At 69.8% G+C, this 22,980-nt stretch carries 19 protein-coding genes and 2 pseudogenes; 6 read left to right on the forward strand and 15 right to left on the reverse strand.

The genetic code is table 11. The annotated features are described in order from the left end of the window. Positions 1–492 precede the first annotated feature (492 nt). From J4573_RS16015 to J4573_RS16030, 4 genes and pseudogenes are all read left to right on the forward strand, one after another. Positions 493–1,290 (forward strand): SAM-dependent methyltransferase, encoded by a 798-nt coding sequence (locus J4573_RS16015; protein ID WP_208256277.1) that lies wholly within the window; start codon positions 493–495, stop codon positions 1,288–1,290. Between the two features lie 387 nt (positions 1,291–1,677). Next, positions 1,678–1,998 (forward strand): annotated as a pseudogene (locus J4573_RS56680) (hypothetical protein); the annotation flags it as partial. 108 nt (positions 1,999–2,106) lie between these two features. Beyond that, a complete protein-coding gene (locus J4573_RS56090; protein ID WP_504740197.1) occupies positions 2,107–2,442 on the forward strand; it encodes a helix-turn-helix domain-containing protein in 336 nt (111 codons plus the stop codon). A gap of 411 nt (positions 2,443–2,853) precedes the next feature. Continuing rightward, positions 2,854–4,053, forward strand: a complete 1,200-nt coding sequence (locus J4573_RS16030) for an epoxide hydrolase family protein (protein WP_208256279.1) — start codon at positions 2,854–2,856, stop codon at positions 4,051–4,053. A 141-nt stretch (positions 4,054–4,194) separates the two neighbouring features. On the opposite strand, the pseudogene J4573_RS54030 reads toward J4573_RS16030, so the two are convergent. The 8 genes and pseudogenes from J4573_RS54030 to J4573_RS16065 form a co-directional block, all read right to left on the reverse strand. Next, a pseudogene (locus tag J4573_RS54030) lies at positions 4,195–4,440 on the reverse strand (GH25 family lysozyme); the annotation flags it as partial. A gap of 14 nt (positions 4,441–4,454) precedes the next feature. After that, positions 4,455–4,604 (reverse strand): hypothetical protein, encoded by a 150-nt coding sequence (locus tag J4573_RS54035; RefSeq protein WP_243773097.1) that lies wholly within the window; start codon positions 4,602–4,604, stop codon positions 4,455–4,457. A gap of 328 nt (positions 4,605–4,932) precedes the next feature. After that, positions 4,933–6,036 (reverse strand): hypothetical protein, encoded by a 1,104-nt coding sequence (locus J4573_RS16040; RefSeq protein WP_208256280.1) that lies wholly within the window; start codon positions 6,034–6,036, stop codon positions 4,933–4,935. Positions 6,037–6,253: 217 nt separating this feature from the next. Next, positions 6,254–6,778 (reverse strand): STAS domain-containing protein, encoded by a 525-nt coding sequence (locus tag J4573_RS16045; protein WP_208256281.1) that lies wholly within the window; start codon positions 6,776–6,778, stop codon positions 6,254–6,256. After that, positions 6,778–7,128: a MerR family transcriptional regulator gene (locus J4573_RS16050; protein WP_208256282.1), complete on the reverse strand. Its 351-nt coding sequence runs from the start codon at positions 7,126–7,128 to the stop codon at positions 6,778–6,780. Before J4573_RS16050 ends, J4573_RS16045 begins: the two co-directional genes overlap by 1 nt. 185 nt (positions 7,129–7,313) lie before the next feature. Then, positions 7,314–7,754, reverse strand: a complete 441-nt coding sequence (locus J4573_RS16055; RefSeq protein WP_208256283.1) for an Hsp20/alpha crystallin family protein — start codon at positions 7,752–7,754, stop codon at positions 7,314–7,316. Between the two features lie 843 nt (positions 7,755–8,597). Further along, a complete protein-coding gene (locus tag J4573_RS16060) occupies positions 8,598–9,557 on the reverse strand; it encodes a helix-turn-helix transcriptional regulator (protein ID WP_208256284.1) in 960 nt (319 codons plus the stop codon). Positions 9,558–9,845: 288 nt separating this feature from the next. Beyond that, a complete protein-coding gene (locus J4573_RS16065; protein WP_208256285.1) occupies positions 9,846–12,629 on the reverse strand; it encodes a helix-turn-helix transcriptional regulator in 2,784 nt (927 codons plus the stop codon). Positions 12,630–12,843: 214 nt separating this feature from the next. Between J4573_RS16065 and J4573_RS16070 the strand changes: the two genes are divergently transcribed. Both J4573_RS16070 and J4573_RS16075 read left to right on the forward strand, forming a co-directional pair. Beyond that, a complete protein-coding gene (locus J4573_RS16070; protein ID WP_243773146.1) occupies positions 12,844–14,532 on the forward strand; it encodes a PucR family transcriptional regulator in 1,689 nt (562 codons plus the stop codon). A 60-nt stretch (positions 14,533–14,592) separates the two neighbouring features. Next, the gene (locus tag J4573_RS16075; RefSeq protein ID WP_208256287.1) at positions 14,593–15,264 is read left to right on the forward strand and encodes an MEDS domain-containing protein; all 672 of its coding nucleotides are present in this window, start codon (positions 14,593–14,595) and stop codon (positions 15,262–15,264) included. Between the two features lie 56 nt (positions 15,265–15,320). On the opposite strand, the gene trxA is transcribed toward J4573_RS16075, so the two are convergent. From trxA to J4573_RS16110, 7 genes are read right to left on the reverse strand one after another with little or no spacing between them, the layout of a single operon-like run. After that, positions 15,321–15,764 (reverse strand): thioredoxin, encoded by a 444-nt coding sequence (gene trxA, locus J4573_RS16080; protein WP_208256288.1) that lies wholly within the window; start codon positions 15,762–15,764, stop codon positions 15,321–15,323. Between the two features lie 24 nt (positions 15,765–15,788). After that, positions 15,789–18,410 (reverse strand): ATP-dependent chaperone ClpB, encoded by a 2,622-nt coding sequence (gene clpB, locus J4573_RS16085; RefSeq protein WP_208256289.1) that lies wholly within the window; start codon positions 18,408–18,410, stop codon positions 15,789–15,791. After that, positions 18,392–18,730: a chaperone modulator CbpM gene (locus J4573_RS16090; protein ID WP_208256290.1), complete on the reverse strand. Its 339-nt coding sequence runs from the start codon at positions 18,728–18,730 to the stop codon at positions 18,392–18,394. Before J4573_RS16090 ends, clpB begins: the two co-directional genes overlap by 19 nt. Next, a complete protein-coding gene (locus tag J4573_RS16095; protein WP_208256291.1) occupies positions 18,730–19,719 on the reverse strand; it encodes a DnaJ C-terminal domain-containing protein in 990 nt (329 codons plus the stop codon). Before J4573_RS16095 ends, J4573_RS16090 begins: the two co-directional genes overlap by 1 nt. Further along, positions 19,719–20,234, reverse strand: a complete 516-nt coding sequence (locus J4573_RS16100; RefSeq protein WP_208256292.1) for a nucleotide exchange factor GrpE — start codon at positions 20,232–20,234, stop codon at positions 19,719–19,721. The genes J4573_RS16095 and J4573_RS16100 overlap by 1 nt, the downstream gene beginning before the upstream one ends. Next, a complete protein-coding gene (gene dnaK, locus J4573_RS16105) occupies positions 20,200–22,104 on the reverse strand; it encodes a molecular chaperone DnaK (protein ID WP_208256293.1) in 1,905 nt (634 codons plus the stop codon). Before dnaK ends, J4573_RS16100 begins: the two co-directional genes overlap by 35 nt. Continuing rightward, positions 22,097–22,918 carry a PrsW family intramembrane metalloprotease gene (locus J4573_RS16110; RefSeq protein WP_307796657.1) on the reverse strand — a complete coding sequence of 274 codons (822 nt, stop codon included), beginning with the start codon at positions 22,916–22,918 and terminating at the stop codon, positions 22,097–22,099. Before J4573_RS16110 ends, dnaK begins: the two co-directional genes overlap by 8 nt. Between the last annotated feature and the right edge of the window lie 62 nt (positions 22,919–22,980).

The raw sequence follows: 22,980 nt of genomic DNA on the forward strand, positions 1-22,980 counted from the left end.
GCCTGACCCACGTCGCCTGGCAACGAACGGCCACGGAAAGGGATCGAACCGATCCGGAGGCGGACACGAAAACAGCACGCTCCTACCGATCCGCCGCGCCACCATTGAGTACCACTCGGCGAGCGGGACGCGCGTGGCAGGCGCCGGTGTACGTGAGTTGCCAACGTAGGCACAGATCGGCCAGGTGACGATTTTCGGTTGCGCTGGGGGATCTGTAAGGCTCTCCCGGCTTACGTTCCCGCACCTCACGCTAGGTGGGGCGGGGCGGGCGCAGATGAGTAGCAACGCTCATCCAGGGGCGGGTGACCTACTCAATCCGCTTTCCGACGCACCGGGAGCGACGTTCCTCGAGACCGCGCGGGAACGACACCGCGGCATCAGCCGTGGCCGCCCACGGGTCCGGCACCGCAGGGCAAGTCAGGCGGCCCGTAGGCGTACGATCAGCTCAGCTCTCCGCCGCGCCGTCCCTCCCCTTCGTCGACAGGACCGGACATGAGTGACTCGGACCCCCAGCTTGCTGCACAGCTGAAGTTCGGTGAGCCGCACGCCGCGCGGATATGGAACTACTGGATGGGCGGCAAGGACAACTACGAGTCCGACCGGGCCGCCGGGGACGCCGTCGCCCAGGTGTACCCGGAGATCGTGATCATGGCGCGCGAGTCGCGGCGGTTCCTCATCCAGGCCGTGCGGTTCCTGGCCGCCGAAGTGGGCATCCGGCAGTTCCTGGACGTGGGCACCGGCCTGCCCACCATGCAGAACACTCACGAGGTCGCCCAAGCCATCGCGCCCGAATCACAGGTCGTCTATGTCGACAACGACCCACTGGTGCTCGTGCACGCGCGGGCCCTGCTGGCCAACACCACCGCCGAGGGCACCACGACCTACGTGCACGCCGACTACCACGACCCAGAGAACATCCTCGCCGAGGCCAGCACCGTGCTGGACTTCGACCAGCCCGTCGCGGTGATGTTCATGGGCGTGCTCGGCTACGAACCCGACATGGACGCTGTGCGCTCCATCGTGACCCGGATGCTGGCCGACACGGCATCCGGCAGCCACCTGGTGCTGTGGGACGGCACCAACACCAGCCAAGCCGTCGTCGATGGCGCCAACCGGCTCGCCGAATCCGGCGGCGTCCCCTACATCCTGCGCAGCCCCGACGAACTCGCGACCTGCTTCGCCGGCCTGGAGCTCGTCGAACCAGGCCTCACGCCCATCAACCTCTGGCGCCAGGACGACCCCAACACCAAGGCCATCGACGCCTACGGCGCCGTGGCCCGCAAACCCTGAACCCGGCAATGTCGGGTGCTCAGGCCAGGTCGGCCACATGACTGAGATCGAATAAGCCCCAGCCCCGCGTGAAGGCCCGATGCCGGGGCGAGATGGGGCACACACCGTGCCCGGCACCGGCGTGTCACTCGCGCAGCTGAAAGCGCTGGGAAACGATCACCCCACCCGCGGGAAGTGATCTGTGACACGCCCCGTCACCCCTGGGGCAGGGATGCTCGTGAACACCCCCGAACAGCCCCACCATCCGTGGAAACGGATCTCGCCACGCGGTCAGAGGAACCTGTATCACGCAAGGGCACTGCACATTTCGTGCCGCGCACAGCCACTTCGACCCCGCACGCCCTGACGACCATGCCGTTGCCGGACAGGGCGTAAGCGCTTCGGTCCTCAGCCGACCTGGCCGAGGCGTTCCGGTCAGCCACCGACCTTCTTCCCGCCATCACCGACCCCGACAGCACCTTCGAGGTCTGCCAGGATCCGGCCGGGCGACTGAGGGTCGCCACCCTTCCCGTCCCGACCTTCGGCCGGGTCGGCTCCCTGATCGCCGAGTTCGTCCTCGGTCTGCTCCTGGAGCAGGCCACCGCCGCCCTTGGCCGACCCGTCATCCCCCAGGCCATCAACATCCCCGGAAAGCCACCCAGATCGCACGACTACCTGGTCGAGGCGCTCGGCACCCACAACATTCAGTTCGACGCGCCGGTCTCCTCCATCACCTTCTCCGTCCTGGACTCGACCGGACCGCTCCCCGGCACGGACCCGGCTCTGGTGGCCATCGTCCGCGAGTACGCCGCCTACTCGATCAGCAACGCCCGGCTGGTGCTGGGATGGCTCGACAAGGTCCACGCCGAGATCGCCGCCGCGTTCGCCGATGGATCACCATCGCTGGATCGGGTCGCCCGGCGCCTGGCGACGAGTCCTCGCACCTTCCAGCGCCGGCTCCACCAGGAGGGCACCACCTGGAGCGAAGAGGTGGAACGCGCCCGTCAAGCCGAAGCCACCCGTCTCCTGCGCGGCACCGGCCTCAACCTCGACGCCATCGCCGCCCGCATCGGCTATTCCGACTTACGCGCCCTCCGCAGAGCCGTCCACCGCTGGCACGGCCAAGCCCCCGCCGACCTCCGCCGCCACCTCACCACCGCCTCCCAGCCGTAGCGCGCTCATTGGATCCTCGGGCCAGTCGCCGGTCAGACCCGCGGTGAAGCCGTCACGGCACGGTCATGCTGAGGTTCGCCAGGGCAGGAGCGATCGAGATTGACGCGCTCTTCTCATCGCCCTCCGACGCTGTAGGTGCCGAGCGTGATGACGCCCATGGTCCTCTGCGCGTCGTCGGTTCCGTGCGCGGGGGAGAGGCGGCGTCCGCGGGTTGATGCCGCCTCTCCCGCGCCAGGACGAGCCAGGACCGGTCCCGGACACAGCCCCGAATTGCCCGAGATGTGCTGATAGTGATCCATTTCGACCAGAAGCGTCGGATTTGCGTCTTGCGGCCCGTTGATTGTGGGAGTGGACTGAGCGAGCGGCAGCTTCAGCTGCCCGCGCCGGGTCCAAAGACAGGGAGGTCCTGACATGACCACGCCCGAGCAGCAGGCCGGCATCATCCGACCGTTCACCGTGCAGATCCCCGAAGAGGCGCTCGATGATCTGCGTCGCCGCCTGGCGACGACGCGCTGGCCGAACAGGGAGCGTGTCGGCGACCGCTCGCAGGGCGTGCAGCTGGCCACGATGGAAGCGCTGTGGCAGTACTGGGCGAAGGAGTACGACGAGCGGCGGGTCGAAGCCCGGTTGAACGCGCTGCCGCAGTTCATCACTGAGATTGATGGCGTGGACGTCCACTTCGTGCACGTCAGGTCCGAGCACCAGGACGCGCTGCCGCTGATCATGACTCACGGCTGGCCCGGCTCGGTCATCGAGATGCTCGATTCGGTCGGCCCGCTCACCGACCCCACCGCGCACGGCGGCACCGCCACGGACGCGTTCCACCTCGTGCTGCCGTCGCTGCCCGGATATGGCTTCTCGGCGCAGCCGGCCGAGGTCGGGTGGGACCTGGCCCGGACCGCGCGGGCCTGGTCGGAGCTCATGCGCCGCCTCGGCTACGACCGCTACGTGGCCCAAGGCGGCGACGTCGGTGCCGGCGTCACCGACACGATGGGACGACTGGGCCCTGAGGGGCTGGCCGGAATCCATACCAACCTGCTCGTGCCGGCGCTCAACGACCCGGCGTCGCTGCCGTCCGACGGGGAGGCCGAACGCGCGGCGCTCTCGGCGATCAAGACGTTCCAGACCAGCGGGAACGGCTACTTCGTCGAGATGGCCACACGGCCGCAGACGATCGGGTACGCGCTGCTGGACTCGCCGTCCGCTCTTGCCGCCTGGATGATCGACCACGACACCGACGCCTACTACAAGATCGCCAGCGCGTTCATCGACAGTAAGCCCTCGGGCAACCTCACCCGCGATCACATCCTCGACAACATCACGGCCTACTGGCTGACCGGCACAGGAGCCTCCGCGGCCCGCTCGTACTGGGAGGCCTACGGACCCGACGCGCCCGCCGCGGGCAGCAAGCCGCTCCCGCCGCCGCGGATCCCGGTCGGCTTCAGCACCTTCCCCGGCGAGATCTGGCGCACACCGCGCAGCTGGGCCGAGCAGGCCTACCCCACCCTCACCTACTTCGGCGAAGCCGAACAAGGCGGCCACTTCGCCGCCTGGGAAGAGCCGGAACTGTTCGCAGCCGAGCTACGAGCCGCATTCCGCTCTCTTCGCTGACCCCAGGTTACCGAGCCTCTCGCTAACCGACCGTGGTGCGCCCTGCGTGCCGGCCGCGACGAAGGGCAGAGGGCAGACCGCCGTGCCCGCGCCCTGCTTGCGCGGGGCGCGGGCACGGCGCGTGCGGTGCGGTGCGTGGGCTCAGCCGTTGGCCAGCGCCTGGAGCCGGTCGTAGGCGCCGTAGCGCGGGATCCACAGCGGGTTGATCGCGCCGAAGCCGCTGTAGTTGCCCGTGCAGGTCTCCCACCAACTGGTAGATGTGTAGATCACGGCGTCCCGGCCGGTGCGCGACTTGTAGGTCGCGAACCACCGGCGCATCCAGCTGACCAGGGCGCTGGCGCTCATCGAGTAGCAGGTCCGGCGGTACCAGCCGCCACCGTGGTCGACGAAGTAGTTCGCCTCTACGCCGCTCCGCTGGAGCTGCTGGGGACCGCGAAATGGTACGGCGGCGCCTCACCGGGCGGGTCGGTCTCGTGCTTGGCGATCTCCGACCCGGCCCAATGCTGGTCGGGTCCGTTGGGCGGGGCGGCGGTCGCCGCAGCGGGCGACACGATCGCGGACGCGAAAAGGAGTGCGGTTCGTCTGCATGCGCCCTGACGGCGCCCTCCAGGTCAACGAACTCAGGCCGCCACACATCGACCGCGCCCTGAACCGCGCCCCGACGCCGTCGATGATGCTGCAGCTCGTCAAGCCGTTGCACGGGTCCTTCGACTGGTGCGAAGTCAATGACCACACCACCGGCAACCTCTACGAGGGCCGCATCACCCGGGCGTGGACCAGCACCAGGACCGCGCCCAGCGCGTCGGGATCGCGGGTGAGCGGTGCTGGCCTGAGGTGCCGCGCTCGGCAGTGCGGACGGGCGCTGGCTCGGGGCGGGGGCTACGCGTCCTTCTCGTCCCGCCAGCCGCCGGGTTCGGGATGGTAGCCGTAGGCGGCGGCCCGCACCGTGTCCTCGTCCTCCAGCCCGGAGCCGATCGCGCCGCCGACGGTGGCCAGCGAGCTGATGATCCAGGCCAGCATCAGATAGTCGGTGGGATCGACCGGCCGCTGCAGCGTATCCTCCAGCACCGATGTGTCGATCAGGAGCGCCGCGGCGAGTGCCGTTCCGGCGAACAGCACCAGATAGGACACCGCGGTGGCCAGGGTAAGGGTGAGGACCGTGCCGAGGTTGAACAGCCGGGCCAGCTCAGCCGGGGTCTCCCGGTCCGGCTTCTCCCACAGGTCGTTCGCAATGATCAGCCAGGCCACCAGTGCGGTCAGCCCGAGAAGCATGATCGCGGTGAGACGGAGTCCGCCGAGTGCATCGCCCAGCTTCCAGATGGTGTTGGTGGCGAGCGCGAACGCGGCCGTACCGAAGGCGCCGACCAGCAGTTTGGACAATCCCAGGAAGGCGCGTCCCGGGCGGTTGGCCCGGACCATTCCGGTCACCAGCCGCACCCGGCCGATCAGCCGCGAGGCGACGTAGCGCAGTTCCCCGGCATCGGTCTCGCCGACCATGCGGTGAATGGCGGCAACCCGGCCGTCCATCGGTGCCCCGCCGGCCGGCGGCACCCGCTCCTCGGCAGCGTCGGCGAGCAGCCGGCCCACGAGATCAGGAACGGCTGCGCGGACCGCTCGCAGCTGGCGCAGCCCCAGCGCGGGCAAGGACACCATCGCGGCTGCGCGCCGGACGGACGTCTGCGCGACCAGCGGCACCCGCTCGGTGTGCAGCGGCAGGTCGGTCAGGCAGATCGCGACGTCCCACCGGGCGTCGGCGCGCCGGTCGGCAAGATCGTCCAGTAGCGCCTCAACGCCGCCGTCGCGGCGCGGAGCCACCTCACCCCAGCTTTCCCTGACGGTCCACCGCACGTCCGCGTCCACCCGCTCGGCGAGCAGGTCGGCGAGCTCGGCGGTGAACCGCGCGACCACCTGGGCCGGATAGTCGGGCGGGGTGGCCACGAGTCCGACGACGATCTCCGGCCGACGCTGATCACTGGTGGCCATGGACGCTCCTCACCGGCAGCCGGGAAAGATCACACGACTGACTACCCGCAGTCGCGCGACACATGCGTCATGCACCAGACCATGCTTCGTGTCGAGCCGCCTGCGCCATGGCGCGGAGGACCGCACCACCACGGTGGCCAGTGTGGTCGACCAGGCCCGCGCGGACGCGGCCGCTCACTGCGCCGCACTCTTGGGGCGGTCCGCATCGGGCGGGCCCTCAGTTGGACTGGGCGGGGTCCTGGTGGTCGCTGGGATCGCGCTGCCGGTGGGCGTGTGCGAGGACGGCCGCGTCCACGCTTCGGTAGATGGGGAAGAGCCGGGTCATGCCGGTGATGCGCAGCAGCTTACGGATGCGGTCGTTCAGCCCGACCAGCGTCACGCAGTCCTCCGGCGGGCTGGCGGAGGATGCGGTGAGACGGCCGCTGCGCAGGAGTTTGTGGGTGGCGGTCAGCAGGCTCAGACCGGTGGAGTCCATGAAGGTGACCGCGGACAGATCGAGGATCACAGAGCGGGCGCCGAGACCGAACAGGATCGCGATCCGGTCCCGGAGCTGACCGGTGGTGGTGAGGTCGACCAGGCCGGCCACGGTCACGATCGCCAAACCGGGATAGTCGGGGTGCAGGTGGCCGTCGATCCTCAGCGGCGGGCTCGAACCGGCCCGTCCTGTGCACGAGTCGACAGGGCGCGGCTTGGACATCGCCCGGGACTGGGACGTCGGGGAGGGGGTCGCGGTTGCGGACATCAGTGCTCCGGACCTTCGCGCGGGTCGGTCTGCGGAACGGGTTGCGTGTGGGCCGCCAGGCGGCGGGTGAGTTCGTCGCGTTCGCGGGTCATCTCGGCGAGTTCGTGCTGGAGCTGGAAGATGCGGCGGATGCCGGGCAGGGTCATGCCGTCGTTCATCATCGACACGACTTCCTGGATGCGGCCGATCTCGCGGCGACTGTAGCGGCGCTGCCCACCGGCCGACCGCTGCGGGGTGACGACGTCCTGGTCGTCGATGCGGCGCAGGAAAGCCTGCTGCACGTGCAGCATGTCGGCGACCTGTCCCACGGTGAAAAGGGCCGCGTGCTCATCATCCATCGAAAGCGTCACGGGCACCTTCCAGGCAGGTCGACGGGTCGCCGGTCGGCTGGTGACGGCGACGGCCCGCCATGGCGGTGTGTCCAGCTCGCGCCGACGAGCCACGCGTACAGAGGTGACAGGCGTGGAGAGCGTGCTGATGAGGGTGGGGCCGGACTGGCACGCCCTCCACGCCTGTCACCTCTGTCACGTCTCTGTCACGCCTTGATGGACTTGGCGGTGTCGCCGGTCTGCTGGATGGAGACCTTGCGCGGCTTGGCCTTCTCCAGCACCGGGATCCGCACGGCCAGCACGCCGTTGTTGTAGGCGGCCTCGATCGCTTCGGCATCCAGGTGCTCGGACAGGTAAACGCGGCGGGTGAAGGTCCCCATCGGCCGTTCGCGGACGAACACACGCTCATCCTCGGCGAACTCCTCCTCGCGCCGCGCGCTGACCGACAGCACACCGCGGTCGACGGTCACCTCGATCGAGCCGGGGTCGATGCCGGGCAGGTCGAACCGCAGCACGACGTCGTCGGCGCGGCGGATCCCGTCCATCGGCATGCCCGAACCGCCGGACTGGCTCCTGAGCTGGCGGACCGCCTGGTCGAACTGGCGCTCGAACTCCTGCACGAACGGGTCGATCGACGTCAGCAACATAGTCGCTTCACCTCCGAAGGATCCCCCGGACCTCCAGACCGGGGTCGTTCACCTGAGAGAACCTACGACTCAATTTATAGGTAGCCCCTCCCCATGATGTCAAGCAGTGACTCTAAAGGCACCGGAAGAAGGCTCTGAACAGCAAATACATCTACAAGACTGTTCTTCCTGGACCAACCTGGGGAGCGTCTACCCTGACCGAGAGCAAGATCCCGGTGAGCATGGGATCGGCAACCTGCAGCTGGGGTTGACAGATTTCTGGGGGCATGGGTAGAGGAATTGGGTGTATCGGTCGGACCTGGTGAAGCTGCTCGGTTCGGGAGTGATCGAGATACAGACCTTGACGCCACGGCAGGCAGAGCGCGAGTTCGCAGAGCTGATCTGTGCCGATGACCAGTGGCTGCACGCAGAATTCAACGCCCTGATCACAGCGAACTGCGGCGCGCCGCCCGCCTGGCCCGGGCCGCCTGCCCCGCCCGTCACGCCGCCCGCCGGACGACCGCAGCGATATCCGCTCCCCTCCGCCTGGGGCATCCGCACCCAGACCCGGCGGCAGCGAGACGACCCCGTCCAGCGACCTGCGCAGGCAATACTCACCCCCGCATCCGGCCCGTACATGCCGGTCCGCCACGCCTCTCGCGTGGCGGACCAGCTCTTGAGCCGGAGAGAGGTCTCGGTGTCGTACGGAGGTGTGGCTCTATCGCCCACCATCTGGCGGACATCGGCACGGCGCTCGCTGACCTGTCCAACGATCACGTGAAGTCGCTGTCACTGCGGCGGCGCCTGGGAACCGCAGCCGCCCGCGAATGGGCACGACAGCGGCTCGATCGGCGGCGACGCGGTTCAGGAGTGGAGGGTTCGGCGCGGCGTGCAGCCGTAGCGCTCGCGGTAGGCGACGGCGAACCGGCCGTGATGGTGAAACCCCCACGCGGTCGCGATCGCCGCCACGCTGTCGCCCGCCGTCGGGTCGGCCGCCTGCAGATCCAGATGCGCGCGGTTGAGGCGCACCTCGCGCAAGTACGCGGTCGGGGTCGTGCCCCGGTGCCTGCGGAAGGCCGCCTGGAGCGCACGCGGGCCGACCCGGGCGGCCTCGGCGATCTCGGTCAGGCCGATCTCTCGGTGGGCGTTGTCGTCGATGAACGCGACCGCGCGCCGTACTGCGGCCGGCTCGACGAGGCCGTGCGGCGCGGTGTCGTCCACGGTGACCCGGAAGGTCTCGATCAGGGCGGTCGCGAGCAGGCGGAACAGCTCTGTGCGCAGCAGCGGGCTGGCCATGGCGACCGGATCGGACATGAAGTCGCGGGACACATGTCTGACCACCGACCGCCAGTACCGGGCCCGTCCGGCCGAGACCGGCGGGGCGAGTGGGAAACGGGCACCGTCGCCGATCGTCTCCGCCGCGATCCCGGCGACCGCCTCGGTGTCGAGCCGGACGATGCCCAGCTTGGGGCCCCGCCAGCGCAGGTTCAGCCGGGCGTCGGGTGCGATGAGGAACTCGTCTCCCTCGCCTGCGCACACCTCGTTGCGACGGCTTGCCAATCGGATGTGACCGGCCAGTACATGCGGAACGAGGAGCGCCCGGTAGGGCTCGACGACCGTGTCCAACTCCATCGAGTGCGAGACGAATTCTATGCCGAACCGTTCTTCCTGGACGGTATGGGCCCGGAACTCGAACCGCTCCCGGTCGCCCGAGAGCCGTGCGGCGTGGTCGGCGTATTCAGAGCGCAGGTAGTCGTGCGCCACGTCCGTATCGGTGGTGCTGAATTCGGCACGAACCATCGCCGAGTCTGACGCTGCTGGCATGAGAACCCTCTAAATGCACGTTCGGACTGCATGCCCAGGGTGGCCGGTCGGTGACTCCGCGGTCAACTGTCCATTGCGCGAAGGGACAGTCCGCCCCACGAGGAGGACGCTTGCCTGGCGTCCCGGCTGCTCGTTAACTGGGGCTCCGGGCTTCGAGCGGCTCCCCCGGCCGCTCGAAATCCGGATGGGCGGAGGACATCCTGGGAGGGTTGTGCAGTCCTCGGGAGGGGCGTGCGTGTCCTCCGCCCTACCTAGCTTCCTCTCTTCAATGAGAGCCAACGTTTCGGGTCAGGAACCGTTACGGGACCGGGCGTGCGATTCGGGTGCGAGCCGGGCCAGTTCGACGCGGGAGCCGATGCCGAGCTTGCGGTAGATCTGCCGGAGATGGAACGCGACCGTGTGCACGCTGAGGAACAGCCGGTCAGCGGACTCCTGGTTCGTGAGACCCTCGGCGACCAGCTCGGCCACCTTGGACTCGGTCTCGGTCAGGCTCTCCCAGCCTGTGGCCGGCCGGTCGTCCCGCTTCCAGTGCCGGTGCCGGACGCCGAGCCGCCGGAGTCGGCGTCGCAGCCGGGCGGCGTCACGTTCGGCGCCGACTTCTGTGAAACCGGCTTGCGCGGCCTCCAGGCTCTTGACGGCCCCCGGACCGAATCCGATGAGGACGCCGATGTCCTCCTCCGCGGAGGCCTTGGCCCACGGATCACGATGCCCCGCAGAGGCTCGCCGGAGCGCTTCCATGTCACTGTCCAGAAGACCGCGGGCATGGGTGGCGGTCACGGCCAGCCCGGGAAAACCGAGGTTTCCCTTGGCCAAGCGTTCGGCGACGGCGGCGGCGTGGCCGGCCCGTTGAGCGTCGTCTGCGGCGAGCGCTACGCGTGCGAGCCACGGCGCGGCTGTCACGTCACCGACGAGCAGGCCCTCGTGCTCCTCAAGCCGGTCCCACACGTCGACGTGTTCTGTCAGTGCCTGCGCGGGCCCGTCCTTGGCTTCGGTGGCACGGGCCATGGCGAGCATGGTCTTGGCGCGGGTGAGCGGGAGGCCGGGCCTGAGCTCCAGCGCCGCCCCGTCCAAGTCGCCCATCCGAAGCCCGGCGGTCGCTAGCAGCGGGAGGGCCGCCGCCTCAAGGAGGCGGTTGCCAAGCACTCTGCTACGGGTAACGGCGAGCGTCGCCTCTGCCTTGGCCGGACCAAGGCTGCCTGTAGCCAGGAGCATGCCCGCCTGCAGTAGATGGCGGAACGGCGTCCACAGCCGATGAGCCGACACACCGTCCCCGAACCCGATCGGCGCGGCGTGAGCCTCCTGGACCGGGCCCACCTCGTTCAGCATGATGGCGAGGACCAGCCTCGGCGGGATGGTGCAGTCGTCCGGCGAGGCTTGGCCTGAGACCATGACGGCCTCCTTGGCCTTCGCGAGTCCTTCATCCAGCCGCCCGGCGTTCCAGGCGTCAAGCGCAAGCCTCAGCAGCGCACCGCCGACCAGGCCGTCACCGTACGAGGCGCGGTCGCCGAGGATCTGTTCGGCGCGGATGCCGCCATCCGGATCGGCACCGTCCAAGCCCAGTGTCAGTAGGCACAGCTCGGCCTCGTCGCGAAGTTCCCCGCCGATGTCCGGGTCGGCCAGGACCGCCTCCACCGCTCCTTCCGCCTCCTCAGCGCATCCCGACAGGCTCAGGATCCGTGCCCGCGCGCACCGAAGCCGGGCCGCCGCCGCGACCGGCATCGGCTCGTTCTCCGCCGCGTGGGCGAGGTCGGCGGCGGTGTCCAGGCGCCCGGCGGCGGCGACCGCCTTGGCTGCGGCGAGGACACGTCCCGCCCGCTTCGGCCGCGCGCGCGGGGTGAGCGCCAGTGCTCGCATGGCGAGCTTCGCTCCGGTTCGTGGGGCCGAAATGCTCGCCTGCGCCGCCGCGCGGTCAAGGCCGGCCAAGGCCCGCTCGTTGCCCTGCCGTGCGGCCTCGGCCAGATGCTCGCCCGCCGCCGTGGAATCACCTTGGCTGAGCAACAGCTCACCGATCTGCTGATGCAGCGCCCACCGCGTCGCTGCCGGGACGGCGTCGCAGGCCGCCCACCACATGAGCTCGTATTGGAAGGAGACCTCCTCGCCATCGGCGCTGAGGACCCCCAGATCGCTTGCCTCCTCCAGCGCGGGCAGGAGCGAGCTCGGCGTCTCGCCGACCAGGTCCGCGAAGTCGGCGAAACTAAACGACCGGCCGAACACGGCGGCAACGCTCGTCAACCGGCGGGCGGCCGGCGACAGGTGGTCCAGCACATGCAGCGCCGCGGCGCGTGCCCGAGCCGGCAGGACGTGGGCTCGCACTGGCAAAGCGTGGCCAGTCAGATCGGCACGTCCGGAGTGGACGTCGACCATGTCCTCTTCCATCAGCCCCGCCAGCAGTTCGGTCAGCAGATATGGATTACCTCCTGCGGTGGCGATGAGCTCCCGGAGCCCTTCGCCCGGCTTGGCCCCCAGGGCGTCGACGACCACATCGACCTGTGCCGCCGTCCCCAGCGGGCCGAGCGTGATCCGTTCGCCGCCGCGCCGTTCCAGCGCATCGAACAGGAGAGCGGAGTCGTCGCGGGGGGTGGCGCGGGAGATCACCCAGCTCACGCGGGCGTCCTCAAGGCGTTCGTTCAGCGCCCGCAGCACGGCGAGTGTGAACGGATCGGCCCACTGCAGATCGTCCAGATTGATCAGGACGGGACGGGCCGCGGCACGCTCGGCCAGGTGATCACTGAGCCGCTCGACCAGCCCGGCTTCGTCCCCCGGCTCCGAGACCTCGCCCAGTGCCGTGAGCAACGGCTCCAGCGGGATGAGGTGACCCAGCTCGAACGACCGCCCGGCCGCGACCTGAACCCCACGTTCGTTCGCGGCGCGGACGATCTCGGCGTGAAGGGTCGTCCGGCCCATCCCCCGCCCGCCCTCCACGAGCAGGCTGCCCTGCTCACCCGCGGCGACACGGTCCAGAAAGGCAAGGACCGAACACCATTCGTTTTCGCGGCCGCGCTGACGGTGGCTCGTCGCGGACCGCGTTCCCGGCAGCGGAGCAGTACGCGCCCTTCCCTGAATTCCCGGCATAGCCCCGACAATGCGCTGACCTGGCTCGCTATATCAGGTCATGGCGGGTCCAATCTGGACCTTCGCCCTATCATGGAGCGAGCGGTCACCAATCGAATCTGGTCCCCACAGGACCAATTCGAGTCGAGGTCTGGTCCCGTCGGTACGAGCGTGTCAGGGCGATCGCCGCGGGAAGGGTGATGGGAGACGACCGGAGGAGCTGAGTGCGGTGGCGATGTCGGGGCTGCCCGACCCTGCCTCCAAGGCGGGGCTCCGGGACCAGCTCTCCAAGCTTCGCGCGCTGCTGGCCCTGTCCATGGTCATGACCGAGAGTTCGGACGAGGCCGGCATCGTCGAGCTGGCCTGCACCGCGGTCGGAGCATTAGGTGACTACCGGGTGGCCGGCGTCCACCTCACCGATGGTGGGTGGCAGGAGTGCCGGACCCCCCTGCCCGAGCCCGATTCGCGGGCGGATCTGGAGGCGCAGTTCGCCGTGCTTGGCAGTGCGGGGGGCGTGATCGCCATGGTCGGCGAGGACTGGACCTGGGCCTATCCGCTGCGCAGCCTTGAGGACGACCTGGGGTATCTGATCGTCTCCGCCGACGACGAGCCGCAGGTCGCCCACCAGTTCCTGTTGCGAGTGCTCGCCCAGCAGACCGGGATCGCGGTCAACAACGCCCGGGTGCACGAACGGCAGCGGGCCGGTGCCGAGCAGCTCCGCACCACCAACACCAAGCTCGCCGAGACCGTCACCGCCCTGGAGCGCAGCACCGCGATCCACGACCGGCTGACCCGGGCCGCGGTCGGCGGCGACGGTATGGCGGGGATCGCCGAGGTGCTGCACGACCTGACCGGGTTGCCGGTCGCGGTCGAAGATCGGCGCGGCAACCTGCAGGCCTGGGCCGGGCCCGGTCCCCCTCACCCGTATCCGAAGGAGTCCGCGACGTCCCGCGAGCGGCTCTTCGAGCACATGCACGAGAGACAGACCCCCGTTCGGCACCAGGGTCGGCTGGTCGCCGTGGCCGGGCCGCGCGAGGCCGCGCTCGGCGTGCTGGCGCTCATCGACCCCGACGAGACGGCAGGCGCCCAGGAGCAGGTGGCGCTGGAGCATGCCGCCACCGTCCTGTCGGTCGAGCTGGCCCATCTGCAGAACCTCGCGGAGACGGAGTCGCGCCTCGGCCGCGACCTGGTGGAGGAGCTGCTGTCGGGCGCCGACGAGGCCACCGCCCTCGCCCGCGCCCAAGCCCTCGGCCACGATCTGAACGCCTTCCACCGGGTCGTGGTGATAGACCGCCCGGGAGGCGTGCGAAACATCGACGCGCTCTGCCGGGCCGTCCAGCGCGTGGCCCGTGTCTCGCGCCCCGACCCGCTGCTCGCGGGGCGGGGCCGGGAGGTGGTGCTCCTGGCCGGCGCGGACGAGGACTGGTCGCGGTTCCGCGCTGCCGTCGAGGAGGAGGCGGGCATCGTCGGCTGCCGCGTGGGCGTCGGCGGCTCGTGCGCCCGCCCCGGCGAGATCTCCCGCTCCTACGGGCAAGCCAGGCTGGCGCTGCGCATCCAGACGGCGGCCGGTGGCAGGCCGGTCAGCGAGTTCGACCGGCTGGGGGTCTATCAGCTCCTCGCGGAGAGCGGTGCGCCCGGCGCGATGGAACGCTTTGTCGACGGCTGGCTCGGGTCGTTGCTGGAGTACGACGCCCGACGGAACGCCGATCTGGTCAACACACTTGGCACGTTCCTGGAATCCGGCGGTGGGTACGACCCGACGGCGTCCGCGCTGTCGATCCACCGCAGCACGCTCAAGTACCGGTTGCAGCGCATCAGGGAGATCTCCGGTCATGATCTTTCGGATCCGGACACGCTGTTCAATCTGCAGTTCGCCACGCGCGCCTGGCGCACTCTGGCGGCGCTTCGCCATGGCGATCATTGAGCCCGCCGAGGCCGGCTCGGGACTGTTGCCCGACCCGCGAGCAGAACGTAACGTCGCATCATGACGGCGAGCGTGAGATTCGGGCTGCCGGGAGTGACGATCAGTCCCGGCCATCACGTCTGCGGCCTCTACTCCAAGGACTCCGAGCGGGACCGGATGATGGTCCCCTACTTCCGCGCAGGCCTTCAGGACGGTGACAGCTGCGTCGTCGTCGTGGACGACGAAGACCCCTCCCCCGTCCTCGCCGAAATGGGCACCGGCAGCCAGGTCGCGTCCTGGCGGGCCTCCGGTCGCCTTGACACGCGGACGGCGGTCCCGCCCAGGCGGGGAACGGCGGGCCTCAACGTCGACGAGATGCTCGCACAGTGGGACGAGACCATGGCCGAGGCCCAAGATCCACACGGAGAGGGCTTCATCCGCCTCGGAGGAGAAGCGAGTTGGTGGCTTCCGCAGGCCACCGGCGGGAGCATTGTCGGCTACGAGATCGAGTTGACCCGGCGCATCCCCGAGCGGATCGGGGTGCTGTGCCTGTACGACCTCACCCGGTTCGGCGGCCGCACTCTGGTGAACGCCATCGCCACCCATCCTCTCGTACTGGTCGGCGCCGAGATCATCGAGAACCCCTACTACACGCCACCCGAGCAGATGGCGGAGCGGCTGAAGAGGGGCGAGACCACAGAGGGTCACGCGGACGAGATACGTGACCGCCTTCATCAGGTCTCCCGGCCGTAGAACCGTAGGTGCGCCCGGGGCCGTGCTCGCTTCCTGAGGTGTCCCGGAGGCTCGGCTCATCGCGGAGTGGCGGAGCGGTTCACCGCCGCCTCCACCCAGGCCCGCATGTCGGCCGCCGAGGTCGCGCCCGGGCGGCGGTCCACCACCTCGCCCCGGCGCATGATCATGAGGGTCGGGATGTGCCGGACGGTGAAGCGTTCGGCGAGCCCCTGTGAGTCGTCGACGTTCACCTTGACGAGCTTGATCCGTCCGGCCATCTCGCGGGCGATCTGATCGAGCACCGGGCTGACGAATCTGCACGGCCCGCACCACGGCGCCCAGAAATCCACCAGGACCGGCAGATCCGCCTTCTCCGCGATCTCGGCGAAGTCACCGTCGCCCGCCTCCGCGGGCCACGGCAGCGGCGAATGGCAGTTCCCGCACCGCGGAACGCCGTCCGCCACGGCGGGCACGCGGTTCTTCTTCCCGCAGTTGGTGCACTCCACGATCTGCGCCGACATGGCGTCCTCCTTTCGCCGTGAGGTTCACTCCTCTGGCGGATTGTCGTGGGTGACGACCAGGTCGTCGTTCTGGACCTCCACGCGGACGGTCGCGCCGTCGCGGATCTCGCCCGACAGCAGCGCCCGGCCGATCCGGGTCTCCACCTCGCGGGCGATATGGCGGCGCAAAGGCCGCGCTCCGTAAACCGGGTCGAAGCCCTGGCGGGCGATGAGGGCGCGGGCCTCCGGCGCGACCTCCAGCGTCATCCGCCGCTCGGCCAGCCGCGCCCGGAGGTCGTTGAACATCAGCTCGACGATCCGCTCGATCTGCGGCTCCGTGAGCGGCTTGAACAGCACGATGTCGTCGACCCGGTTGAGGAACTCGGGCCGGAAATGCCGTCGCATCTCGGCCATCACGCTCTCCCGGGCGTCGGGCTTGACCTCGCCCTCGGCGGTCACCCCTTCGAGCAGGTAGGCGGAGCCGATGTTGGAGGTCATGATGACGATCGTGTTGCGGAAGTCCACCGTGCGGCCCTGCGCGTCGGTCAGCCGCCCGTCGTCCAGCACCTGGAGCAACGTGTTGAAGACGTCGGTGTGCGCCTTCTCGATCTCGTCGAACAGCACCACCGAGTAGGGCTTGCGGCGGACAGCCTCGGTGAGCTGGCCGCCCTCCTCGTATCCGACGTATCCAGGCGGCGCGCCCACCAGGCGGCTCACGGTGTGCCGCTCCTGGTACTCGCTCATGTCGATGCGGACCATGTTGTCCTCGGTGTCGAACAACGCCGCCGCGAGCGCCCGGGCCAGCTCGGTCTTGCCGACTCCGGTGGGCCCAAGGAAGATGAACGACCCGATGGGGCGGCGCGGGTCCTTGATACCCGACCGCGCCCGGATGATGGCGTCGGCGACCAGCTGTACGGCCTCGTCCTGGCCGATCACCCGCTCGTGCAGGATCTGGTCGAGCCGCAGAAGCTTGTCCCGCTCGCCCTCCCGGAGCCGGCTGACCGGGATGCCGGTCCAGCGCGAGACGATCTGCGCGATCTCGTCCTCCGTCACCGTCTCGCGCAGCAGCCGGCGGGTTCCCTGCTTGCCCAGCAGGCGCTCCTCTTCGGCCTGGAGCCGCCGCTGCAACTCCGGCAGGGTGCCGTGGCGCAGCTCGGCCGCGCGGTTGAGGTCGTAGTCGCGTTCGGCCTGGTCGGCCTCCCGCTTGACCTGCTCGATCTCCTGCCGCAGCGCCTGCACGGCCTTGAGGGCCTGCCGTTCGGACTCCCATTGCGCCCGCATCGCGTCGGCCTCCGCCCGCAGGTCGGCCAGCTCGCGGCGCAGGTCCTCCAGCCTGGCCTTGCTCGCTTGGTCGTCCTCCTTGGCGAGCGCGGCCTCCTCGATCTCCAGGCGCATGACTCGCCGGGTGAGCCCGTCCAGCTCGGCCGGCATCGAGTCGATCTCGGTGCGCAGCATCGCGCAGGCCTCGTCGACCAGGTCGATGGCCTTGTCGGGCAGGAACCGGTCGGAGATGTAGCGATGGCTCAGCGTGACCGCCCCGATCAGCGCGGCGTCCTGGATCCGGACGCCGTGGAAGACCTCCAGCCGCTCGCGCAGCCCGCGCAGGATCGAGATCGCGTCCTCGACGGTCGGCTCGTCGACCACCACCGGCTGGAACCGGCGCTCCAGCGCGGCGTCCTTCTCGATGTGCTTGCGGTACTCGTCCAGGGTGGTGGCGCCGATCATGTGCAGCTCGCCGCGGGCGAGCATCGGCTTCAGCATGTTGCCCGCGTCCATGGCGCCCTCAGTCGCGCCGGCGCCGACCACGGTGTGCAGCTCGTCGACGAACAGCAGGATCCGGCCCTCGGCGGCCTTGACCTCGTTGAGCACGGCCTTCAGCCGCTCCTCGAACTCGCCGCGGTACTTGGCCCCGGCGACCAGGGCGCTCATGTCGAGGGCGAAGACGACCTTGTCCCGTAGCCCCTCGGGCACGTCGCCGTGATGGATGCGCTGCGCGAGGCCCTCCACGATGGCGGTCTTGCCGACCCCGGGGTCGCCGACCAGCACTGGGTTGTTCTTGGACTTGCGGGACAGGATCTGGATCACTCTGCGGATCTCGGTGTCGCGGCCGATGACCGGGTCGAGCCTGCCCGCCGCAGCGTCGGCCACCAGGTCGCGGCCGTACTTCTCCAGCGCTTCGTAGGCGACCTCGGGCATGGCCGAGGTGACCCGCTGGTTGCCGCGGATCCTGGTGAGCGCTTGCAGGAACGAATCCCTGGTCAGGCCCTGGGCGTGCAGCAGCCGTCCGGCCGAGGTCTGCGAGCCCTCCTCCAGGAGCGCGATGAGCAGATGCTCGACGGAGACGTACTCGTCCTTGAGCCGCTGTGCCTCCCTTTCGGCGGAGTCCAGCAGCCGTGCCAGGCGCTGGGTCACGAACACCTGCCCCGGCTGGGCGCCCGGACCGCCGACCTTGGGCCTGCGGCCGAGCTCGTCCTCCAGGTCCGCGCGCAACCGGTCCGGATCGGCCGACGCCTCCGACAGGAGCCTGGGCGCGAGGCCGTCGGGCTGATCGAGCAGCGCGAGCAGCAGGTGCTCGCCGTCCACCTCCGTGTGCCCGAACCGCAGTGCCTTGGTCTGCGCGTCGTGCAGTGCCTCCTGGGACTTCTGGGTCAGTCGGTTGGCGTCCACCTTCGGCCTCCGGTAGGTCGGTACTGGCTGTTTCGGTCGCGGAGCGCCGCCTCCAGCAGGGCGATGCGGTCGAGCAGATCGGCGACCAGGCCCAGGGCGGCGTAATTAAGGGAGAACGCGGCGCGCAGCCGCTGGAGGCGGGCCATGGCGGCGAGCTGGCCCGGCGGGAAGCGAAGGTTTCCGTACGTGTCGCGTTCGGGGTCCAGAGCGCCGAGCTCGACGAGCCTGCTCACAAGGTCGGGATGCGTGCCGGTGGCCCGGGCGAACGAATCCAGATCGAGTCGCACCGGGCGTGCGACAGGGATCAGCGCGTACGGCATCACGTCCTCCTCGGGTCGAACGTCGAGACCTTGGCCAGCTCCTCGAACAGCCGGCGCTCCTCATCGGTCGGCTTGGGCGGCACCATGATTCGTATCTCCGCGAAGAGATCACCCGGTTTCCCGCGGGGGTTGGGCAGCCCGCGGCCGCGCAGTCGCAGTCGCCGCCCGCTCGACGAACCCGGCGGTACGCGGAGCGTGGCCCGCCCGCCCGGCGTCTCAATCGGCACCGACGTGCCGAGCGCGGCCTCCCACGGGGCCAGCCGCAGCTCGACGGTCAGGTCGCGGCCGTCGACCCGGTAGCGCGGATGCGGCGCGATCCGCACGACCAGATACAGGTCGCCGTCCGAGGCTCCTCCGTCGCCCCGGCCCCCCTGTCCGGCCAGCCTGATGCGCTGGCCGTCGGTGACGCCGGCGGGGATGTCGACCTCCACGGTGCGGCCGCCGCCGGGGCCGTCGAAGGTGAGCGTGCGCCGGCCGCCGCGGTAGGCATCCTCGACGGTGAGCTCCAGTTCGGCCTCCTGGTCCGCGCCGGGGACCGGCCCCCAGCCGCGGCCGCCGCGCCGGCCGCCGAACATGCCGCCGAGCAGATCCTCAAGATCAACGTCGACGCCCTCACCGAAGCGTGTTTCGAAGCCTCCGTCCCGGAACCCCGCGCCCCCCACGCCGCCGTCCCGGAACCCGCTCGCCCCGCCGGACCGGGCTCCACTGCGCGCGCCCGCGCGCTGCCGCGAACGCGCCCACGTCTCGGGGTCCACATCCGGTGGCACCTGCCGGAAGTCCGCGCCGAACGCGTCGTACCGGCGGCGCTGCTCGGGATCGGACAGGATCGCGTACGCCTCCGAGATGTCCTTGAACCTCTCCTCGGCCTCGGGGGCCTTGTTGATATCGGGATGATGCTTGCGGGCGAGTTTGCGGTAGGCGCCTTGGATCTCGTCCTGGCTCGCGGTCCGCGACACGCCCAGCACCTCGTAGGGGTCCCGTACGGCCATCAGCGGTCATCCTTCGCGTCCTCCGAGGCGACCTCGTCTTTCGAGGCGACCGCGACCAGCGCCGGCCTGAGCTGTGCCTCGCCATCGCCATAACCCGGCCGCAGCACCTCCACGACCGTGCCGGGCGCCGCGCCGGTGTCGTCCCGCACGACCACGGCCTCATGGCGGGCGGGGTCGAACGGCGCCCCGATGTCGTCGCGGCGCGGGAAGCCGAGCCGTTCGAGCAGCCTGACGGCCTGGTCCCGGACCGCCTGGACGCCCGCCACGATCGATTCGGGGTCGGAACGGGCATGTTCCAGCGCGCGTTCGAGATCGTCGAGCAGCGGGAGCCACTCAGCCGCCACCCGCGCCCGTTCCCTGCGGCGCTCGCGCTCCAGGTCGCGGGCGAACCGCTTGCGCGCGTTGTCCAGGTCGGCGGCGGTCCGCCGCCACAGGTCCTCCAGCTCGGCGACGCGCTCGTCGGGGCGCCCCTGTGCCGGGTCAGTCGGAGGTGGTGAATTCGGCGTCGATGACATCGTCGTCACCACCTTCCTGGCCGGACTGCGAGGCTCCGGACTGCGAGGACCCCGATTGCGAGGACCCGGACTGCGACTGGCCGGCGACCTGGAGGCCGGCGTACACCTGCTGGAGCTCACCGGTCAGCGACCGCAGCCGGTCGATCGGGGCCTCCTCCTTGATCGCCTGCCGGGCATCGTTGACGAGCATCTCCGCGCGTGCCTTCTCGTGCGTCGGCGCCGCCTCGCCGAGCTCTCCGAGACGCTTCTCGACCTGGTACGCCACCGTGTCGAGTTCGTTGCGAGCGTCGATCGCCTCGCGCAGCCTGGCGTCCTCGCCACGGTGCTCCTCGGCGTCGCGGACCATGCGTTCGATCTCGGAGGTGTCGAGGTTGGCGCTCTCCTGGATGGTGATCCGCTGCTCGGCGCCGGTGTCCTTGTCGCGCGCGGAGACGTTCAAGATGCCGTTCGCGTCGATGTCGAACGTGACCTCGATCTGCGGCTCCCCCCGCGGAGCGGGCCGGATGTTCTCCAGCCGGAAGCGGCCGAGCACCCGGTTGTCGGCGGCGCGCTCACGCTCGCCCTGCAGCACCACGATGTCGACCGCGGACTGGTCGTCCTCGGCGGTGCTGAACGTCTCGGTGCGGCGGGTCGGGATCGTGGTGTTGCGCTCGATCACCTTGGTCATCACGCCGCCGAGCGTCTCCAGGCCGAGCGAGAGCGGCGTGACGTCCAGCAGCAGCACGTCCTTGACCTCGCCCTTCAGCACGGCCGCCTGGACCGCCGCGCCGAGCGCCACGACCTCGTCGGGGTTGACCGACATGTTGGGGTCCTTGCCGCCGGTGAGGCGGCGGACCAGCGCCTGGACGGCCGGGATCCGGGTCGAGCCGCCGACCAGGATGACCTCGTCGATGTCGTTCGCGGTGACCTTGGCGTCGGCCATCGCGCGCTCGGCCGGGCCGGTGCACCGCTCGATCAGGTCGGCGGTGAGCTGCTCGAAGGTGGAACGCATCAGCGTCATGTTGAGGTGCTTGGGACCCGAGGCGTCGGCGGTGATGAACGGCAGGCTGATCTGCGTCTGGGTGACCGACGACAGCTCGACCTTGGCCTTCTCGGCGGCCTCGAACAGCCGCTGCAGCGCCTGCGGGTCGCCGCGCAGGTCGATGCCGTTGTCGCGCTTGAAGTCGTCGGCCAGGTGGTCGACGATCCGGCGGTCGAAGTCGTCGCCGCCGAGGTGCCCGTCTCCGGCGGTGGAGCGGACCTCCACCACGTCGTCGCCGATGGTGAGCAGGCTGACGTCGAACGTGCCGCCGCCGAGGTCGAAGACCAGCACCGTCTCGTTGGCGCGCTTGTCCAGCCCGTAGGCCAGCGCCGCCGCGGTCGGCTCGTTGATGATGCGCAGGACCTCAAGCCCGGCGATCCGTCCGGCGTCCTTGGTGGCCTGCCGCTGAGCGTCGTTGAAGTAGGCGGGCACGGTGATGACCGCCTCGGTGACCTTCTCCCCCAGGTGCTTGCTCGCGTCATCGACGAGCTTGCGGAGCACCTGTGCGGAGATCTCCTCCGGGGCGTACAGCTTGCCCCGCACCTTGAAGCGCACCGCGCCGTCCGGCCCCTCGACGACATCGAAGGAGACCGCGGTCATCTCGCTGGTGACCTCGTCGAACTTGCGGCCGATGAACCGTTTCGCCGAGGTGATGGTGCCCTTGGGGTTGAGGATCGACTGACGCCGTGCCAGCTGGCCGACCATCCGCTCGCCGGTGTCGGTGAACGCGACCACCGAGGGCGTCGTGCGCGACCCCTCCGCGTTCGGGATCACCGTCGGCTTGCCGCCCTCGTTGACGGCGATCACCGAGTTGGTGGTTCCGAGATCGATTCCTACAGCCTTAGCCATGGCTTTGCCTTCCTCTCGTGAGAGCCAGGAGCGTTCCGATGCCGAGCAGGGACACCAAGGCGAGCCCACCGACGGACAGCGCGGTGAACAGGTGCACCTGCTCTTCGGTCGGGTCGGGTACATAACCGGACTCGATGAGCCCGTACTGCCACGAGCTGCCGGTCAGCAGGTAGGTCAGGACGACCGCGATGGAGTTCATGGAGTCCCAGAGCCCGTGCAGGAGGGAGACCCACAGGTAGGCCCCCAGCACGGACCAGGTGTACCGGCCCGCCGCGAAGAGCACCCCGCCGAGAATCGCCGTCCACAGCCCGTGCCCCACCGGGGCGAGCAGGCCGCGCAGCACCTCGGTCTCGACGAGAGCGCGCAGCGAGAGCCCCTTCACGGTCAGCGCCGCGGTGAGGGCGTATCCCGCGCTCTCGAACGCGGCGAAGCCGAAACCCACAGCAGCGCCGAGCAGCATGCCGTCGCGCGCGTGCCTGCGAGTCATGTGACGGGTGACCCAGACCAGAGCGGCGAGCTTGGCCGCTTCCTCGATCAGTCCGACGCCGAGGTAGACGAACGGGGAAGGACCGAGGAGGTAGGTCTCCAGGAGTGACGCGCCGAGAATGCCGAGGACGCCGCCCGCGACGAACGCGGTGACGACGAGCTCCGTCGTGATGTGCTCGTCGCGCCAGCGCTCGAACGCCCAGGCGACGAAAGTGACCGGGATCAGGAAGCTGCCCAGCAGCACCAGCGTCGGCACCAGGTTCGGGTTCCCGGTCAGGAGGGTGACCATGACGCTGATCAGCCAGAGCGTCAGGCCGCCCAGGAACACGCGGGGCCAGTGGCGCGGGCGCCGGGTCCCGGCGGCCGGCGCGACCCCCGGGACCGGGCCGT

The sequence above is a fragment of the Actinomadura barringtoniae genome, assembly GCF_017573505.1.
Lineage (GTDB): Bacteria > Actinomycetota > Actinomycetes > Streptosporangiales > Streptosporangiaceae > Spirillospora > Spirillospora barringtoniae.

Bases quoted from the DNA above. Each gene is read 5' to 3' on its own strand.
- J4573_RS16015 (WP_208256277.1), top strand. From the start codon at position 493: ATGAGTGACTCGGACCCCCAGCTTGCTGCACAGCTGAAGTTCGGTGAG.
- J4573_RS16030 (WP_208256279.1), top strand. From the start codon at position 2,854: ATGACCACGCCCGAGCAGCAGGCCGGCATCATCCGACCGTTCACCGTG.
- J4573_RS16040 (WP_208256280.1), bottom strand. From the start codon at position 6,036: ATGGCCACCAGTGATCAGCGTCGGCCGGAGATCGTCGTCGGACTCGTG.
- J4573_RS16045 (WP_208256281.1), bottom strand. From the start codon at position 6,778: ATGTCCGCAACCGCGACCCCCTCCCCGACGTCCCAGTCCCGGGCGATG.
- J4573_RS16055 (WP_208256283.1), bottom strand. From the start codon at position 7,754: ATGTTGCTGACGTCGATCGACCCGTTCGTGCAGGAGTTCGAGCGCCAG.
- J4573_RS16060 (WP_208256284.1), bottom strand. From the start codon at position 9,557: ATGCCAGCAGCGTCAGACTCGGCGATGGTTCGTGCCGAATTCAGCACC.
- J4573_RS16065 (WP_208256285.1), bottom strand. From the start codon at position 12,629: ATGCCGGGAATTCAGGGAAGGGCGCGTACTGCTCCGCTGCCGGGAACG.
- J4573_RS16070 (WP_243773146.1), top strand. From the start codon at position 12,844: ATGTCGGGGCTGCCCGACCCTGCCTCCAAGGCGGGGCTCCGGGACCAG.
- J4573_RS16075 (WP_208256287.1), top strand. From the start codon at position 14,593: ATGACGGCGAGCGTGAGATTCGGGCTGCCGGGAGTGACGATCAGTCCC.
- trxA (WP_208256288.1), bottom strand. From the start codon at position 15,764: ATGTCGGCGCAGATCGTGGAGTGCACCAACTGCGGGAAGAAGAACCGC.
- J4573_RS16090 (WP_208256290.1), bottom strand. From the start codon at position 18,730: ATGCCGTACGCGCTGATCCCTGTCGCACGCCCGGTGCGACTCGATCTG.
- J4573_RS16095 (WP_208256291.1), bottom strand. From the start codon at position 19,719: ATGGCCGTACGGGACCCCTACGAGGTGCTGGGCGTGTCGCGGACCGCG.
- J4573_RS16100 (WP_208256292.1), bottom strand. From the start codon at position 20,234: ATGTCATCGACGCCGAATTCACCACCTCCGACTGACCCGGCACAGGGG.
- dnaK (WP_208256293.1), bottom strand. From the start codon at position 22,104: ATGGCTAAGGCTGTAGGAATCGATCTCGGAACCACCAACTCGGTGATC.